Annotated in this window: 16 protein-coding genes and 1 pseudogene; 8 read left to right on the forward strand and 9 right to left on the reverse strand. The window is 72.7% G+C overall.

Going from position 1 to position 15,261, the window contains the following annotated elements; all coding sequences use genetic code 11:
• Positions 1-431: 431 nt before the first annotated feature.
• The gene (locus ABR738_RS05675) at positions 432-1,775 is read left to right on the forward strand and encodes an LGFP repeat-containing protein (protein ID WP_350228864.1); all 1,344 of its coding nucleotides are present in this window, start codon (positions 432-434) and stop codon (positions 1,773-1,775) included.
• 257 nt (positions 1,776-2,032) lie between these two features.
• On the opposite strand, the gene ABR738_RS05680 is transcribed toward ABR738_RS05675, so the two are convergent.
• Together ABR738_RS05680 and ABR738_RS05685 are read right to left on the reverse strand one after the other, a co-directional pair.
• Positions 2,033-2,749: a DUF305 domain-containing protein gene (locus ABR738_RS05680; RefSeq protein WP_350228865.1), complete on the reverse strand. Its 717-nt coding sequence runs from the start codon at positions 2,747-2,749 to the stop codon at positions 2,033-2,035.
• 97 nt (positions 2,750-2,846) lie between these two features.
• Positions 2,847-3,275: a hypothetical protein gene (locus ABR738_RS05685; RefSeq protein ID WP_350228866.1), complete on the reverse strand. Its 429-nt coding sequence runs from the start codon at positions 3,273-3,275 to the stop codon at positions 2,847-2,849.
• A 324-nt stretch (positions 3,276-3,599) separates the two neighbouring features.
• Between ABR738_RS05685 and ABR738_RS05690 the strand changes: the two genes are divergently transcribed.
• The 4 genes from ABR738_RS05690 (at position 3,600) to ABR738_RS05705 (ending at position 6,979) form a co-directional block, all read left to right on the forward strand.
• Positions 3,600-4,517, forward strand: coding sequence for a MurR/RpiR family transcriptional regulator (locus ABR738_RS05690; RefSeq protein WP_350228867.1), 918 nt, complete (start codon positions 3,600-3,602; stop codon positions 4,515-4,517).
• Between the two features lie 348 nt (positions 4,518-4,865).
• Positions 4,866-5,270, forward strand: a complete 405-nt coding sequence (locus ABR738_RS05695; protein WP_350228868.1) for a hypothetical protein — start codon at positions 4,866-4,868, stop codon at positions 5,268-5,270.
• 134 nt (positions 5,271-5,404) lie between these two features.
• A complete protein-coding gene (locus ABR738_RS05700; protein WP_350228869.1) occupies positions 5,405-5,575 on the forward strand; it encodes a hypothetical protein in 171 nt (56 codons plus the stop codon).
• Between the two features lie 183 nt (positions 5,576-5,758).
• Positions 5,759-6,979 carry an MFS transporter gene (locus tag ABR738_RS05705; protein WP_350228870.1) on the forward strand — a complete coding sequence of 407 codons (1,221 nt, stop codon included), beginning with the start codon at positions 5,759-5,761 and terminating at the stop codon, positions 6,977-6,979.
• A gap of 39 nt (positions 6,980-7,018) precedes the next feature.
• On the opposite strand, the gene ABR738_RS05710 is transcribed toward ABR738_RS05705, so the two are convergent.
• Positions 7,019-7,849 (reverse strand): maleylpyruvate isomerase family mycothiol-dependent enzyme, encoded by an 831-nt coding sequence (locus ABR738_RS05710; RefSeq protein WP_350228871.1) that lies wholly within the window; start codon positions 7,847-7,849, stop codon positions 7,019-7,021.
• 327 nt (positions 7,850-8,176) lie between these two features.
• Between ABR738_RS05710 and ABR738_RS05715 the strand changes: the two genes are divergently transcribed.
• The gene (locus ABR738_RS05715; protein WP_350228872.1) at positions 8,177-9,229 is read left to right on the forward strand and encodes a PP2C family protein-serine/threonine phosphatase; all 1,053 of its coding nucleotides are present in this window, start codon (positions 8,177-8,179) and stop codon (positions 9,227-9,229) included.
• A 7-nt stretch (positions 9,230-9,236) separates the two neighbouring features.
• Here ABR738_RS05715 and ABR738_RS05720 read toward each other — a convergent pair whose 3' ends face one another.
• Positions 9,237-9,575, reverse strand: a complete 339-nt coding sequence (locus ABR738_RS05720) for a thioredoxin family protein (RefSeq protein ID WP_350228873.1) — start codon at positions 9,573-9,575, stop codon at positions 9,237-9,239.
• Between the two features lie 175 nt (positions 9,576-9,750).
• Here ABR738_RS05720 and ABR738_RS05725 point away from each other — a divergent pair, with 175 nt between their 5' ends.
• The gene (locus ABR738_RS05725; RefSeq protein WP_350228874.1) at positions 9,751-10,809 is read left to right on the forward strand and encodes a hypothetical protein; all 1,059 of its coding nucleotides are present in this window, start codon (positions 9,751-9,753) and stop codon (positions 10,807-10,809) included.
• 2 nt (positions 10,810-10,811) lie between these two features.
• On the opposite strand, the gene ABR738_RS05730 is transcribed toward ABR738_RS05725, so the two are convergent.
• From ABR738_RS05730 to bla, 5 genes and pseudogenes are all read right to left on the reverse strand, one after another.
• On the reverse strand, positions 10,812-11,009 hold the full coding sequence (locus ABR738_RS05730) for a hypothetical protein (protein ID WP_350228875.1): 198 nt from the start codon (positions 11,007-11,009) through the stop codon (positions 10,812-10,814).
• A 70-nt stretch (positions 11,010-11,079) separates the two neighbouring features.
• Positions 11,080-11,613: pseudogene (locus ABR738_RS05735) on the reverse strand (metallophosphoesterase); the annotation flags it as partial.
• A 67-nt stretch (positions 11,614-11,680) separates the two neighbouring features.
• Positions 11,681-12,133 (reverse strand): hypothetical protein, encoded by a 453-nt coding sequence (locus tag ABR738_RS05740; RefSeq protein ID WP_350228876.1) that lies wholly within the window; start codon positions 12,131-12,133, stop codon positions 11,681-11,683.
• A 357-nt stretch (positions 12,134-12,490) separates the two neighbouring features.
• A complete protein-coding gene (locus ABR738_RS05745) occupies positions 12,491-12,820 on the reverse strand; it encodes a cupin domain-containing protein (protein WP_350228877.1) in 330 nt (109 codons plus the stop codon).
• A gap of 161 nt (positions 12,821-12,981) precedes the next feature.
• A complete protein-coding gene (bla, locus tag ABR738_RS05750) occupies positions 12,982-13,968 on the reverse strand; it encodes a class A beta-lactamase (RefSeq protein ID WP_350228878.1) in 987 nt (328 codons plus the stop codon).
• Positions 13,969-14,193: 225 nt separating this feature from the next.
• Here bla and ABR738_RS05755 point away from each other — a divergent pair, with 225 nt between their 5' ends.
• Entirely contained in the window at positions 14,194-15,168 is a 975-nt protein-coding gene (locus ABR738_RS05755; RefSeq protein ID WP_350228879.1) for a trypsin-like serine peptidase, read from the forward strand.
• Positions 15,169-15,261 lie beyond the last annotated feature (93 nt).

Raw genomic sequence — 15,261 nt, forward strand, 5'->3', positions numbered from 1 at the left:
TCGAGGATTTCCATGCTGCGAGAGGCGACGTCACCCGCGCCGCGTCAGGTGGCCGTGCCGCAGTGCGGCAGAGGTGGCCGACCGGTTCCGAGACACCGTGCGCAGCGTCGTCGCACAGCCCAGACCGGTCACTGTCGATACCGGTGTGAAGAGCAGCCGCCTCGTGGCAGCAGTGAACCGGGGCCTTCCGGCCCCGTGTGATGGAGACATCCGCACCGGGAGCCGGAAGACCGTCGATCCATTCAGGGCGCTGAACGCCAGTGGGATGGGAGGCGGGCCGGATCACGGTTGGCTTCCATACGGAAACGGGGCGTACGGGTTGCCGCAGCCGCCGCGGTCGCCGTCCCCATCCTTGTTGACTGGTTTTCAACCCGTCTTCGTCTCTTTACCTCATGGTCCGGGCCACCCGCGTGCAGAGAGACTCGTTCGACATGAACAGAACCAGAGCGTCGCAGCTTCTCGCCCTCGCAGCCTCAAGCGCCCTGCTTCTGCTGGGCGTTCAGGCTGCTCCCGCATCGGCCCAGGTCTTCTGCGACGAGGGCCACTCGGTCGACGGGGCCGTCTGGACCGAATACACGCAGACACCTGGCGTACAGGCCTCACTGGGCTGTCCGAAGTCCGATGAAATCCCGGTCTCCAAGGACGGGGGCGCCCGCCAAGTCTTCGAGCATGGCTCGATCTACTGGAGCCCCAACAGCGGGGCCCACGCGATCTGGGGCCTCATCGGAGACAAATGGGGGCAGCTCGGCTGGGAAGGCGGCAGTCTCGGCTACCCGACCAGCGACGAAATCCGGCTCCCTGACGGCAACGGCGTGCGCCAAGTCTTTCAGGGCGGCTCCGTCTACTGGTCCCCCAACACCGGTGCCCACCCCGTCTGGGGTCGCATCGGCGAGCGCTGGGGACAGGCACAGTGGGAGTCCGGCCGCTACGGCTACCCCATCAGCGACGAAGTCCAGGTTCCGGGTGCCAAGGGCGTCAGCCAGATGTTCGAGCACGGCCCCATCGCATGGTCCCCCGAGGAGACTCCCAACCCGCAGTACGCACAGGTACGCGACCTGTACCTGACCCCCGACAGCAGGTCGCGTGATGGCGGTCTGCAAGAGGCCGCGTACCTACTGCCCCAGGGAGGAGACCGGGGGATCGTCGTCGTACGCGGCTACATCGCCACCGACAACAACCCCGTGAACGACATCATCGGCAACCACCGCCAGTGGAGCACCGACCCGGCCGCCGAATCCAAGGTGACCGTCGCGTGGGACACCGAAACGGGCCGCGTGGGCGTCTACGTCGAACACTCCTGCGTCCATGACCCGAGCTCGACGCTGAACGGATGCCGTGACGCCAAGCCCCTCGTCCGCACCTCGCACGCCACAGTCGTCCAGGATGACCCGATCCCCCAGAATGAATACTGGGTCGAGCCCACCGCCGGCGGAGGCATCAAGGTGTCGATTTCGGCGGTCAACTCCTTCGTGGACGTCCCGGGCTACCGATTCGGAGACCTCGGCCGGATCAACGCGACCTGGAACCTGACGCCGCACGGGTACGACGACAAGAACAAGTCCTTCACCGGCTTCGACGTCACGACGACCAAGGACAAGTTCCCCTCATGGGAAGTCCTGCGCTACCCCCGTCTCCTCGACAACTCCACCGCCCCGCAGGTCAAATGGCAGGGCGCCGTCTGGCAGACCCACGTCAGCGACCTGTCAGCCCCTCAGCACACCTGCACCCGGAACGACCCGGATTCCCAGAACGCCACCATGGCGTGCACCGGCTGAGCCGGTAACGACACGACGCAGCCCCTCGTCAGCCTTCCGGCTCGGCGAGGGGCCTTCGTGATGGACAGCTTGGCCTCGACGCCGAGGAGCAGCACCTCCAGCGGCGCCTTCTGCCTGGTCGGCGCATACGAGGCCGTCGCGCGTGGCCGTCGCGCGTGGGCGGCGCACGTGGCCGTCGCGCGTGGGCGGCGCGCGTGGCCGTCGCGCGTGGGCGGCGCCCCTCCCGGGCGAGGCCGCCGCCCACGCGCGCGTTCGCCTTACTTCAGGCGGGCCAGGATCTTGTTCATCTGCTCGATCTCGGCGTTCTGCGCCGCGATGACGTTGCCGGCGAGCCGCTTCGCGTCGGGGTTGTCGCCGTTCTTCTGCTCGTCCTTGGCCATGGTGACCGCGCCCTGGTGGTGGCCGATCATCAGCCGGGTGAACCTCTTGTCGAAGTCCTTGCCCTTGGCGGCGGTGAGGTCGGCCATGTCCCGGTCGGACATCATCCCGGGCATCGCGGACGCGCCGCCCGAGCCGTGGTCCATCCCGGCCATGTCCCCCATCGGCGAGGGCGAGGGCAGCGGCTTGCCCCAGGACGTCAGCCAGCCCTTCATCGTGGCGACCTCGGAGTCCTGGGTCTTTCGGATCGCGGCCGCGAGGTTCTTGACCTCGCCGTCGGCCGCGCGCCCGTCGGCGAGCCGGGCCATCTCCAGGGCCTGCTGGTGGTGCGGGATCATCTGTTGAGCGAACGTCACATCGGCGCTGTTGAACGGGCCGCCGGCCGCCGCGGTGCCGGAGGACGGCGTGGTGGCGGGGCCGTGGTGCGTGCCGGGCGTGGCCGGGTGGCCGGATTCGGAGCCGCCGGAGGAACCGCAGGCGGTCAGCGTCAGAGCCAGGACGGCGGCCGCGCCGAGGGCCGCGAGCGCGCGGCCGGGCGCCGGACGGGCCGGACGTGACGCGGACGGGCGGGCGGTCGAGGCGTGGGAAACGGTCATCGAAGCGTTCTTTCCAGGTGGGCGCGCCCTTGCCGGGGCGCGGAGACGGGCAGGACGGACGGCCGGACCGGCGGGGAGGCCGGGCGGTCGGCTCCTGTCATGTCCGTGCGACGCACACCTGGAGAAGCAGACCTCTGCCGCCGCGCGGTGGACCGCGCCGCGCCGTCGCGAGCCCCGACGACCACGGCCCGGCGGGCTTGCCGACCACCAGGACCACCAGGGCGAGGAGGGCGAGCAGGCCGGTGGCGGCCAGCGGCAGCCGCTCCCGGGCGCCGGTCGACACACACGTCTCCCCGTGCGCCCCGGTGACCACCGGCGCGGCCCGCGCGACCAGCCGCTCGGCCGCGACCGTCGCGTGCGTCATGCTCATGAATGCGGCGGACGGGGGAGGCGCCATCGCCATCTCGCCGTGGCAGCCCCCCGCCGCGCTCGCGGGAGCGCCGTGCATGGAGAAGAGCCCGAGCAGGACGGCACACAGGACGAACAGCCGGGCTGTCCCCGTCCCGCTCGCTCGCCCTCGGCCCATGACTGCCCCGGTCCCCTTACGTATGGACGGATCCTCTTGTGTACGGAACGCCGTGAGTACGGATCCTCTTGTGTACGGATCCTGCGCTCTGGGGCCCGACCATACCCCCACCGGGTGTGCGTCCGGCGCCCCCACTCCGGCGTGCCTCCCGGCGTGGCCCCCGGCGTGGCCCCCGGAGCCGAGCGACCTGGCCGACGCCGCTCCGGTCGCCGAAGAGCCCGCGTACGTGCCCGAAGTGGCCAGGTCAGTGGGTGAGATGTGGCCTGGTCCGCACCAGAGGTGGGTTATGTTTTGAGCACACATGGCTCGAGAAGGAGGCCGTCGGTGTCATCGGGGCAGCAGGTACGCGCCCAGTCGGCTGCGATCACGCCGAGCGGGCAGCCCTCGGACCACGAGCGCGTCCCGGCCGACCGCGTCCGGGCCCTGTTCGACGGCCGTCGCCTCTCCCCCGGCCAACGGCGCATCGCCCAGTACCTCATCGACCACCTCACCGACGCCGCCTTCCTTTCCATCACCGAGCTCGCGGAACGGGTCGGCGTGAGCCAGCCCTCCGTGACGCGCTTCGCGGCCTCGCTCGGCTACAGCGGTTACCCCGCGCTGCGTGAGGCCCTGCAACCGATCGCCCTGAGCGCGGTCGCGGGCACACCCGAGGGCCGCGACGAGAGCCGGCACAACGAGCTCCAGGCGGCGGTGGACGCCGAGATCGAGAACCTGGAGCAGGTGCGCCGCCTGGTCGCCAACACCTCCCAGGTCCTGGAGATCGGCCACGAGCTGGCGCTCTCGGTCCCGCTGACCGTCCTCGGCCTGCGCATCTCGGTGTCCCTCGCGGAGTACTTCGCGTACGCGGCGCGGCGCATCCACCCCGATGTGCGGCTGGTGACGCGCGGCGGCAGCGTCGCCTATGACGCGCTGCTGCAATCCCGCTCGGCGGGCGGCACCTGGGTCCTGGCGTTCGCGATGCCCCGGCACGCCAAGGAGACGCTGGCGGCGCTGCGGGCCGCGCGGAGCGCGGGTCTGCGCGTCGCGCTGGTCACGGACACCACCCTCGGTCCGCTGGTCGACGAGGCCGATGTGGCCCTGACCGCGGGCACCGGCTCCCGGTTGGTGTTCGACTCCTACGCGGCGCCGGGCGTCCTGGCCGCCGCGATCCTCCAGGCGATGGCGGACGCCGATCCGGAGCGCACGCAGGCGCGGCTCGAGGAGTACGAGCAGGCCGCCGACAAACACGGATTCTTCCTCTAGCGGGCCTCTCAGCCTTCCGATTCCTCCCTCACGGGCCGATTCGCCCCGCCGGTCCCCAGGATCTTCACACCCCGGCAGCGCATGAATTTTTTCATACCCTTGTTTACTCAACGGTATATATGTTTACTGAGGCGTGGCGGCCATCGATCCCCCCACGCCAGGAAGAGCGACCCCCAGTCCCTCTGTGAACGAACACCCCGCGTGACGCCCCCCTCCTCACGTCGCGCCGGATGTCCGTTCCGGCCAGTCGGATCCGTCGGCCCGCCCGTGGCGGCCCCGGTCAACCCCTGGGCCGGGGCCGCCCATCACCTCTCGATCAGAGTTCGCCACCCATCGGAAGCGACGAGCATGCCTCCTACGGCCCCCACCACCACGCTCAGCCCGGACTGGCCCTGTCAGGTCAAGCCACCGGGGAGCCGTGACTGGGAACGCACCGCCACGCGCTGGCTGCGCGACCTGCTGCCGGCCCGCTACGCCGGCTACTCCCCCCTCGTACGTCACCACGTCCTGCTGGCCCGGCACGCCCAGATCCAGGTGCAGCACGAGATCCGCGCCGTGCGCGTGGCCCTGCAAACGAGCCGCGCCGAACTGCCCACGCTCGGCGTGGCCCCGGCCGTCATCGAGAACACCATCAGGATGTACGCGATGGAGCTCGAACAGCTCGGCCGTCTCGCCCGGGGTGTGCGGCTCATCATGGAGGCGCTGATGGACGACGGCGCCCCCGCGCGCAGATCGCCCGCACAGCGCAGGTGACGCCCCGGCTGGTGCGGGTGACGTCCCGGCCGGTGCGGGCGCGGCCGGTGGCCCCGGTCACGACATGCGATTCCTCTGCGCGCGTGCGAGCGTGGAGGTGGCTCTACCCACCTGCCCACCAGGGGGCGACCAGCATGAGCAAGAAGCAGACCCGCCAGAACCGGGGAGCGCGCACCGGCGGCCACGACCGCGGTGCCACCACCACCGACGCCACCGAGCAGGCGAAGAACCCCGCCCAGCCCGAGCGCACGCACCCGCTGTCCGAGGCCTCCCACAAGCAGCCACGGAAGTTCGGGCACAACTAGGCGCACCGACAAGTGAGTTGACCGAAGCGACCGCTCGTCGGCGCTCACCCCCGCGCCGGTTCGCGGTTTCGCGACATCACCCCGCAGGCACGCGGGTGGTGTCGCGAAACCGCCGGAAAGGGGCTGTCCGGCCCTGCTGGAGTGGAGCGACATTTTGTGTTGCCCCCACCCAGGACGGGACTCATGCCCACAGCGACCGCCACTTCCGCTCCCCCGGATCTCGCCGCCCCCGCGCCCCGCTCACCGCTCGTCTCCTGGCTGGCCGTGCTGTCGCTGATGCTGGGACTCTTCTCGATCGTCACCAGCGAGATCCTTCCCGTCGGCCTGCTCACCGAGATCGGGTCCAGCTTCACCATCTCCGACGGCATGGCCGGCCTGATGATGACCCTGCCCGGCCTGCTCGCCGCAGCGTCCGCGCCACTGGTCACCGCCGCCACCGGGCGCGTCGACCGGAGGCTGATGCTCGGCGCGTTCGTGCTGCTGCTCGCGCTGGCCGACTTCCTGGCGGCGGCCGCGACCAGTTACTGGGTCATGCTGGTCGCCCGGGTCATGGTCGGCGTCACCATCGGTGGCTTCTGGTCGATCGGCGCGGGCCTGGCCGGCCGTCTCGTGCCCCCGCGGTCGGTGGCGAAAGCCACCTCGGTGATCTTCGCGGCGGTCCCGCTCGGCTCGGTGCTCGGGGTGCCCGCGGGCACCTTCATCGGTGACCTCGCGGGCTGGCGTACGGCGTTCCTCGTCATGGGGTTCTTCACGCTGGCCGTCCTGGTCCTGCTGCTCCTGGTGGTCCCCCCGCTGCCCGCGCCGCGCGCCACCCGCCTGCGCGTCCTCGGCGCCATGCTGAAGAGTGTCAACACCCGCTTCGCCCTGCTGACCACCTTCCTCATCGTCCTCGCGCACTTCGCCACCTACACCTATGTGACCCCCTTCCTCGAGCGGGTGACCCAGGTGGGCGCCGGACTCATCACCGTCCATCTGCTCGTCTACGGAGTGGCGGGCATCGCCGGGAACTTCGTCGGCGGGGCGTACGCGCCCCGTCACCCACGTGCCACCTTCGCGGCGGCAGCCGCGATGATCGCCTGCGCCACCCTGCTGCTCCCGGTGCTGGGGCGGTGGGACGTGGGGGCGGTGGTCCTTCTGCTGGTCTGGGGCGCCGGATACGGGGCCGTGCCCGTGTGCTCGGGGACCTGGTTCGCAAAGGCCGCCCCCGACGCCCCGGAGGCGTCCTCCGTCCTGTTCACCGCGTCGTTCCAGGCCACCTTCTCCCTCGGGGCGCTGCTCGGCGGTGTCGTGGTGGACCACTCCTCGCCCTCGACGGTCATGGCGGCGGGCGGCGCGGTCGCCCTGCTCGCGGTGCCGGCGATCTGGTCCCATCGCGCGTGCAAGGTGTCGTGGCCCGAGTCCTGAGACAGGACCCGGGCTCCGCCATCGCCCCCGACGCCCTTGTCAGAACACGGAGTTGGCGACCCAGTGGTTGAGCAGTGCGGCGTCCCCCGAAGTCTCGACGGCGTCCGCCGTGAGGTCGAGCCGGCCGTACAGGAACAGCAGCAGATCGGCGGCGGACGCCTGGACCGTGGCGTCCACCGGGCGCGTGCCCTCGCCGTCGGCGGGGTGGGGTTCGAGCCCGAATCCGTCGGGGCGCAGCCGGATCAGCCAGTCCCCCGCCCGGTCGAGGCAGCGGAACCGGATGGCGGTGTCCTGGCCGCGCAGTTCGGCGGTCCTGGGCGCGAAGGACGCCGCGAAGGGCAGATTGACGAGGAATTCGTCCACCCCGTCCGCCGCGAGGGCCGCGTCGATCTCCGACCGCACGCCGAGGGCGAGTTCCGCGTCGACGCGGTGCACCAGCGTCTCGAACAGCATCCGCCGGATCCAGAACCGGGCATGAGGATCGGCGCCCCACACCCACATCGAGGCGTCCGGATCGGTGTCGGCGAAGACACCGGCCGCCACCCGCGAGCTCGCGGTCAGCCAGGCGGGGTAGCCGTCGTCGCTGGTCGGCAGGTCGAGTTCCGTGTCACGGCTGCGGGGCCGTTCCTGGACGAGTCCGGCGAGCAGCCCTGAGAACATGCGCTGGACGCTTCCGGTGTGCCGGATCAGATCGACGAGGGTCCAGCCGGGACAGCTCGGCACCGGCGTCGCCAGGTCCGCGCCCGCCACGGCGCGCACCAAGCGGTCGGTCTCCGTCATCACCGCGGCGCGGTGGACCGCCGCGTCGGCCGCCCCTCGCGGGTGCCCCGCCGTGCGCCTGTCCTCGCTCATCTCGCTGCCCATGTCCATGCCCCTGTCCTCTTGTCCGTGTGCGTCGGCCGCACAGGTTTCCTTCGCGCGCGGGCGCCCGCCCTGTGCCGGGCGCCCGGGATCAGTCTGCGCCGGGGGATGCCACGCGGTGCACGCGGGTGGCTCGCGGGGGCGGTGGGGCGCGCCCGCTCGGCCACGCCGGGCCGACGGGACGGGCCGCGCGGTGTATGCAGGTGGGATGGATCCCAAGGCACCGCGTGTGGCACAGCTCCGTTCCCTGGCGCCCCGGCACGCGGTGATGGCGGTGCCGTTCGCGATGATCGCGCTGGTCACGGTGGGCGGGGCGACCTGCTGGCCCCGCCCGATGTGCACCTCGGCCCGTTCCTCGCCGCGGCCCCCGCCGTCACGGCGTCCTTCGCGGGCCCCCGGGCCACGGCCCTGATCGGGGCCGTCGCCGTCCTCGCGCAGGTGATCGTCTCGATGGTGCGCGGCAGCGTCACCGACCTCAACCACACCTTCCAGATCATCACGCTGGTCCTGATCTCGGTGTGCGTGACCGTCTTCGCCCATCTGCGTGAGGTGCACGAGAAGGAGCTGGTGCAGTTGCGTTCGGTGGCCGAGGCCGCCCAGCAGGTGGTGCTGCGGCCCCTGCGTGAACGGCTGGGGCCGCTGCGGGTCGCGAGCGTGTATCTGGCGGCGGCCGCCGAGGCCAGGATCGGCGGGGACCTGTACGCCGCCGCCCGCACCGCCGGTGGCACCCGGCTCATCATCGGAGACGTACGCGGCAAGGGGCTCGAAGCGGTCGGGGACGCGGCGCTCGTGCTGGGCGCCTTCCGGGCCTCCGCCCACCAGGAGGCCGACCTGCCCTCGCTGGCCGCCTACCTCGAACGGGCGGTCGCGCCCGGCCTTGAAGGCATCCGGACGCCGCACCCCGGCGCCGAGCCGGGACCCGGGTCCGACGGTGACGCGCCCGCCGGCTCCTACGCCGATGATCCGGGCGAGTCCTTCATCACCGCGGCCCTGCTCGACATCCCCGACTCCGGCCGGGCCCTCTCGCTCGTCAACTGCGGCCACCCGCCGCCGCTGCTGTTGCGCGGCGGCCGTGTGATCCCCCTCGATGTGGACCAGCCGGCGCCTCCGCTGGGTCTCGTGGAGTTCGCGGCGACCCGGCTCGGCGCGCAGAGCTTCCCGTTCGAGCCGGGCGACATCCTGCTCCTGTATACGGACGGCGTCCTCGAAGCCCGCGACGAGCGCGGTGTCTTCTACCCTCTGACCGAACGGGCGGCCGCGTGGCGGGGCACCGGCCCCCGCGCCCTGCTGAGTTACCTGCGCGACGACCTTCTGGCACACGCGCCCACCGGCGCCCTGGGTGACGATGCCGCGATGGTGGCGGTCGAACGCCTCCCCCCAGTCATCTGATGGCGCGTCAGAGACGGGCGTCCAGGAACTCCTTGAGAACCGACCGGTCCACCACTCCTGCCTCGAAGCCCGTCGCCTCCCCGTCCTCGATCAGGACCACGGTGGGGGCGCCCGTGACACCGTAACGCCGTACGGGTTCGGGGCACCGCGCCATGTCGGCCTTGACCACGGTCAGACGCCCCGCGTACTCGTCGGCGACACCGCTCACGACCGCGTCCATCGCCCTGCACGCATCGACGGCCTTCGGCCAGGTCCCGAAGAAGTACGCGAGCACCGGGCCGCCGGCCAGATTCAGGATGAAGGAGAACTCCTCGTTCTCCCGTGCTTGGTGAACCCTGCGGGCCATGGTGCTCCTCATCTTTCCGGTCGCGCTGCGGCACCCATCATGACCCGCGCCGGACCGGAACCGGTGGGCGCCCCGGCCCGGGCGGCACCCACCCGTTCGCGTCGGTGCGCGGCCGCCGGGGGCGCGGGGCGGATACTGACGGCGCTGCGTCCGTCGCGCGTCCAAGGAGCCGGTCATGGTCCTGCCTCATCCGCTCAGCGGACCCCCCGCACGCGCCGTCGCGCGCCGGGCGGTGCTGCTCGGCACGGCGGCCTGGTGCGCGGGTACCGCCGCCTGTTCCGGCGGAGCCAAGCGTGCCTCGTCCGCCCCGTCGGCTCCGTCCGCCGCGTCCCCGTTCACCTCGCCCTCGTCCGCCTCCGGCTCCCGGGCGCCGTCCGCGAGCCCTCGTACGGAGCTGCCGCCGGCCGTGGCGTGGCGGCCCGGCGCAGGGGAGATCGAGCCCGCCGCCAAAGTCGCCGCCGTCCGGCTCGTCGAAGCGCTCGGTACGTGGCCCGCGGGGCAGGGCGGGGAACGTGCGGCGGCGGCCCGGGCCGCCCGGCTGGGAATCCCCGACGCCACGGCGACCGAACTCGCCGCCCAGGCAGGGTCGTTGCGGCCGCCGGCCGACGCGGCGGTCGTCCGGGTGATCGACGCCCAGTACGGCGGGATCCTGCCCGACACGGCGAGTGTACTGGTGGTCTGCGACCAGCCGGCCCTGACCGGCGGCGCGGTCCGGCCGGGTGGCACCACCGTCGACGTGCGCCTCAGCCGCACCACCGACGGCTGGCGCGTCACCGCCCTGCACCCGGCGGCGCCGGGACCGGCCGTCGCCTTGAGCGCGGCGGCGCGCGACGTCCTGGCCCAGTCCCGGATCGAGCTGCCGCCCGCATCCGCCGCCGACATCCGAAGCGGCGCCGTGCACGACAGTGTGCTGCGGGCGATGCTCCACCTCGCGGGCTCCTACCGGCTGTCGGTCAGCGTCGTACGCTCGGGGCACCCCCTCGACGTGTTCGGCACCGACCGCCCGAGCGACCATCCGCGTGGCCGCGCCTTCGACGTCTGGCGCGTCAACGGCCGCCCCGTCGTCGATCCCGCCACCTCGCGCGCCCTGATCACCGGCTTCATGCGGGCCGCGGCGGCGGCCGGGTCGTACAACGTGGGCGGCCCCGTCCAGCTCACCGGCGGCGCCACGGCGAACCAGTTCTTCAGCGACGACACCCACCACGACCACGTGCACGTGGGTTTCGCCTCCTGACCTCACCACACGGCCACGGGCGCCGCCGCGTGGCTGACGGGCACGGTGTGGGTCACCCACCCGGCGTCCGTACGCAGGTGCAGCAGGAAGGACGTCGGTTCCGCCAGATAATGGGGCACCCCGCCGCGCGGCGCGAGACCGCTGTGCAGGTGGGTGCTGGGCGCGACGGCCAGGACGGTGCCGGCGAAGGCGGTGGTCACCGGCGCAGCGCACATGGCCCGCCAGCACCCGTACGACCCGTGGATGACGTGCCACCACGGCGGCCAGCTCCTCGCCGTCGGCCAGCCGCATCCCGTCGAGGAAGGGGATCCCGACGGGCAGGGGCGGATGGTGCAGACAGACGAGCGCGGGGACGTCCGGGCGGCGCTCAAGTACCGTGTCCAGCCAGGAGAGTTGGGCCTCGCCCAGCCGGCCACCGGGTGAGCCGGGCACCGTCGAGTCGGCGACGACGACGGTGAGGCCCGGGTGCTCCACCACGTAGCGCGTCTCGTGTGGGGCGCCGGGGGAGCCGGGGAAGCCGAGGAAGGCAGTGCCCTCGAAGACCTCGCGCAGCGCCCGCGGATCGTCGTGGTTGCCCGCGACCAGATGCAGGGGCAGGGGGAACCCGGTGAGTAGGGCGCGCAGCGCCGCGTACTCTTCGGCCCTGCCCCGGTCGGCGAGGTCGCCGGTGACGACCACGGCGTCCGGGGGCGGATCGAGTGCGAGGACACGGCCGAGCGCGCGGCTCAGCGCCTCGGCGGGCGGTCCGGCCAGCGGGCCTGTTGTGATGTGCGGGTCACTGAGATGAGCGATGGCCGAAGTCATGCCCGTACGCTGCGCCGCCGCGCCCCGCGCCACACCCGGTCACGCTGAGGGCGTAGGCGCCTCCCGTTCACTCGCCGGCGAACAACGACCGCAGGTGCTTGCCGTTGACCAGGGCGACCACGGCGAGCAGGAGCACTCCGCAGACCGCCTGTTCGGTCTTCAGCCACAGGGGGAACGCACCGGGCAGGGCGATGATCGCCGCGATGGCCACAACCATGACGCCGGAGAGGATCCTCAGCCTGCGGTACGCCGAGCGCGAGCCGGCCGCCGCCCGGGTGACGCACAGATGAGTCACCACGGCGCTGAGGACGACGATGGAGGCGCGCACCCACACGGCGGAGTTCACCGCCGCCGAGTCGTCGCGCAGCAGGACGACGGCCCCCAGGGTGAGGACGCTGAGCGCGAGGTAGCCCCCGACGAGCAGCCGCGCGCCCCGGAAGGCCGCCCGGGTGCGGGGATGGTCCAGGTGCTCCGAGCGGACGCGGGCGGCTTCGGGGTGCGAGCTTGGGGCGGCGGTCATGGCGGGGTCCCTTCCTGTGCTGCCCGGCACCGGGCCGGCCACGCGAAGCGGCGCGTGCGGGCGGACGCGGGGCTCCGGCCGGCCGGGGGCCGCACGTGGCACCGGCCACGGGGCCGCCCACCGGCCGGGGGCGTTGTCGGCGGCCGCCGTGCGCGGCCTTTTCCCAGGATGCGATCCGCGCGCCCCGCGTTCATCGCCCGGGCGGACGAGCCCTGGCGGGCCTTCCTTCAGGGGCTCCTGCGGGCCGTCCCGTAGGGGCCGCGCGCGGGGTCCTCAGGGCAGGGACCGGCCCGACGGCCCCCTGCCGCCGCCCCGCATGTGTCACCTCGGCCCCGCGACCCGCGAGGTTGCGCGCGTTCAGACCATCGCGACGGTCAGCAGGAACGCCGAGTCCTCCAGCGCCTCCACCGTGTGGGGCGCGCCCGGCACGGCCAGCAGATCACCGTCGCGGCCCTCCCAGCTGTCCCCGTCCGTGACCAGCCGGATACGGCCCCAGCACACCAGGAGTGTCGCCTCGCCCCCGATCACGTGCTCACTGAGCGAGTTCCCCTCGGTCAGGGCCATGACCGTCTGACGCAGTACGCGTTCGTGGCCGCCGATGACGGTGGACGCGCTGCGCCCCGCGCCCGAGTCCCGGGCGGCCGTCAGCTGAGCGCGGGCGATCGCTTCCAGGGAGAACTTCTCCATGCCTTGGTCCCACTTCCTTGGGTGAGGGGCGCCGCCGGTCCCGGGGGCGCCGGCCCCGGGGCGTACGCCGTCACGTACAGGCCGACCCTGGCAGAACCGCGCGGCGGCGGCACGCCAGGACGCGCCGAAACGGGCGCGGGCCCCCCGGTCCGGACGGGTCGTCAGACGGACGGCACGCCGAGCCCTCGTACCAGCGCCGCCGTCGCGCTCTTGATCACCGCTTCGTCCGTGGCGGCGACGGGGGCGGTGTGGTTGGTGTAGATCGCGATGATCACGGGGCGCCCGGACGGGGGCCAGGCGATGGCGATGTCGTTGGCGGACCCGTAGGAGTCACTGGTGCCGGTCTTGTCGCCGACCGTCCAGTCCTTGGGCAGCCCGGCCCTGATGCGGGCGTCGCCCGTGGTGGTGGCACGCAGCCACGACGTGAGCCGGGCGCGGTCCTCGGGGACCAGGGCCCGGCTGAGGGAGACCCTGGCGAGGTCGCGGCCCATGGCCGAGGGGGTCGTGGTGTCGCGCCGCTCCCCGGGCTCCCAGCGGTTCAACTCCGGCTCCCAGCGGTCGAGGCGGGAGAACGGATCGCGCAGCGACCGGTAGTAGCGGGTGAGGCCGTCGGGTCCGTCGACCTGACGGAGCAACAGGTTTCCGGCCGTGTTGTCGCTCCGGGTGATGGCCGCGTGGCAGAGGTCGGCGACGGTCATCCCCCGCTCGCCCCTGCCCTCGGTGAGCGGGGAGTTGTCGACCTCGTCGGCCTTGGTCCAGTGGACGACCTTGTCCATGAGCCCCGGCTCCACGCGCCGCGCCCGGTCCAGGACGGCGGCGCACACCATGGCCTTGAACGTGGACAGGGAGGGGAACCGCTCATCGCCCCGGTAGGAGAGGGTCCGGCCGGTGGCGGTGTCGAGGGCGAAGGCGCCGATGCGTACGTGATGGTCCGCCTCCAACTGCCCGATGGCGGCCGCCACTTGGCCGCCTTGCGCGGCAGGCGTGACCGCGGCCGCGAAGGTGTGGGCGGGAGCCGTGGCGGGGGCGTCGGCCGCCTGCGCGGTGGAGACGCCGGTGGTGGTGAGCGCCAGGAGGGCGAGCAGTGCCGCGGGCCCCTTCGTGCGGGAGCGGCGCGGGAGGGTGGGGCGTTTCGTGTGGTCTCGCATGGCTCAAGCACAGCAGCCGGGCCCCGTCGCCGTCCAAGAGCCGTCCGGGCAACGCGGCCATAGCGATCCGCCTATCGCCGCTGGTTTCGCGGGTGTGGGGGCGCGTCGCAAAGGCTCGTCCTCGCCTCGCCGCCACGGCGCGCCCGGGCGGCCCCGCGCACTACTGTCTCCGGCCCGGGCCGCCGTATGGTGAGTCGTCACCCATGTCCGGGCAGAGGGGAATTCATGGTGCGCAGGACCAGGATCATCCGGCACGCCGCCCTGGCGGCGGCCACCCTGCTGGTGTCGGCGGGGCTCGGGTCTGCGGCGTTCGCGGCGTCCCCGGCGGACCCGAACCCGGACGCGGAGCGGCTGAGCGCCTATTGGACCGCCGCGCGCCTGACGGCGGCGGTGCCCGACGACGAGCGCGGGGGCAGCGGGCTGGCGGCGCGGGGCGACGCGACCACCGTGGACGGTCCACGGCCCGGGGAGTTCATTCCGCCGAGCAGCAGCTTCGACGGCATCCCGCAGGCCGGCACGTTCTTCTGGACCGACGATTCCGGTACGGGGCGTACGTGCAGCGGTTCCGTGGTCCGCAGCCCCGGCCACGACCTGGTCCTCAGCGCGGGGCACTGCCTCAAGGGGTACGCCGGCGCCTCGCCGCGCCGTCACCTCGCCTTCGTGCCGCAGTACCACGACGGGCTCAAGCCGTTCGGCGTCTTCCCCGTGCGGGACAACGGCGTGTACGTCCCGCAGGAGTACTACGACCGGGGTGAACACGCGGGCGCCGCCTACGACTTCGGGTTCGCGGTCACCGAGCCCAACGAGGAGGGCGAGCCGCTGGAGGACGCCACCGGCGCGGTCCAGTTGCTCACCGGAACGGGGTACGCGCACACCCCGGTGCGGATGATCGGCTACCCCGGCGGCGCCCAGAAACCGCTGGAGTGCCTGAGCCGGACCACCAAGTGGGTCAGCGACGACCCGGCCGACCCGGGCACGTTCTCTCGCATCACCTGCGACGGTTTCGTGGGCGGCACCAGCGGCGGCCCCATGCTGGTGCCGTGGCACGGCGAGTGGGGGGTGGTCGGGGTGATCGGCGGCTACCACACCGGAGGCAACACACCCCAGGTCTCCTACAGCGCGTACTTCGGCGACGCGACGCGGGCCCTGTACGAGGCGGCGGCCGCCGGGGCTCCCCCGGCCGGTCCCGGCTCCTCCTGACGCCCCCGGAGTTCACACGCCCCTCTTGCGATGATCGGGGTTGCCGCGCGAGCGGGTGAAGGGGGGCTCGTCGGCCTGGACTTGGCGCGCCGC

Source organism: Streptomyces sp. Edi4, from assembly GCF_040253615.1.
Classification (GTDB): domain Bacteria; phylum Actinomycetota; class Actinomycetes; order Streptomycetales; family Streptomycetaceae; genus Streptomyces.

Excerpts from the sequence above, each read along its gene's own strand:
- ABR738_RS05675 (WP_350228864.1), top strand. The coding sequence starts at position 432 with ATGAACAGAACCAGAGCGTCGCAGCTTCTCGCCCTCGCAGCCTCAAGC.
- ABR738_RS05680 (WP_350228865.1), bottom strand. The coding sequence starts at position 2,749 with ATGACCGTTTCCCACGCCTCGACCGCCCGCCCGTCCGCGTCACGTCCG.
- ABR738_RS05685 (WP_350228866.1), bottom strand. The coding sequence starts at position 3,275 with ATGGGCCGAGGGCGAGCGAGCGGGACGGGGACAGCCCGGCTGTTCGTC.
- ABR738_RS05695 (WP_350228868.1), top strand. The coding sequence starts at position 4,866 with ATGCCTCCTACGGCCCCCACCACCACGCTCAGCCCGGACTGGCCCTGT.
- ABR738_RS05700 (WP_350228869.1), top strand. The coding sequence starts at position 5,405 with ATGAGCAAGAAGCAGACCCGCCAGAACCGGGGAGCGCGCACCGGCGGC.
- ABR738_RS05705 (WP_350228870.1), top strand. The coding sequence starts at position 5,759 with ATGCCCACAGCGACCGCCACTTCCGCTCCCCCGGATCTCGCCGCCCCC.
- ABR738_RS05710 (WP_350228871.1), bottom strand. The coding sequence starts at position 7,849 with ATGGACATGGGCAGCGAGATGAGCGAGGACAGGCGCACGGCGGGGCAC.
- ABR738_RS05720 (WP_350228873.1), bottom strand. The coding sequence starts at position 9,575 with ATGGCCCGCAGGGTTCACCAAGCACGGGAGAACGAGGAGTTCTCCTTC.
- ABR738_RS05725 (WP_350228874.1), top strand. The coding sequence starts at position 9,751 with ATGGTCCTGCCTCATCCGCTCAGCGGACCCCCCGCACGCGCCGTCGCG.
- ABR738_RS05740 (WP_350228876.1), bottom strand. The coding sequence starts at position 12,133 with ATGACCGCCGCCCCAAGCTCGCACCCCGAAGCCGCCCGCGTCCGCTCG.
- ABR738_RS05745 (WP_350228877.1), bottom strand. The coding sequence starts at position 12,820 with ATGGAGAAGTTCTCCCTGGAAGCGATCGCCCGCGCTCAGCTGACGGCC.
- bla (WP_350228878.1), bottom strand. The coding sequence starts at position 13,968 with ATGCGAGACCACACGAAACGCCCCACCCTCCCGCGCCGCTCCCGCACG.
- ABR738_RS05755 (WP_350228879.1), top strand. The coding sequence starts at position 14,194 with ATGGTGCGCAGGACCAGGATCATCCGGCACGCCGCCCTGGCGGCGGCC.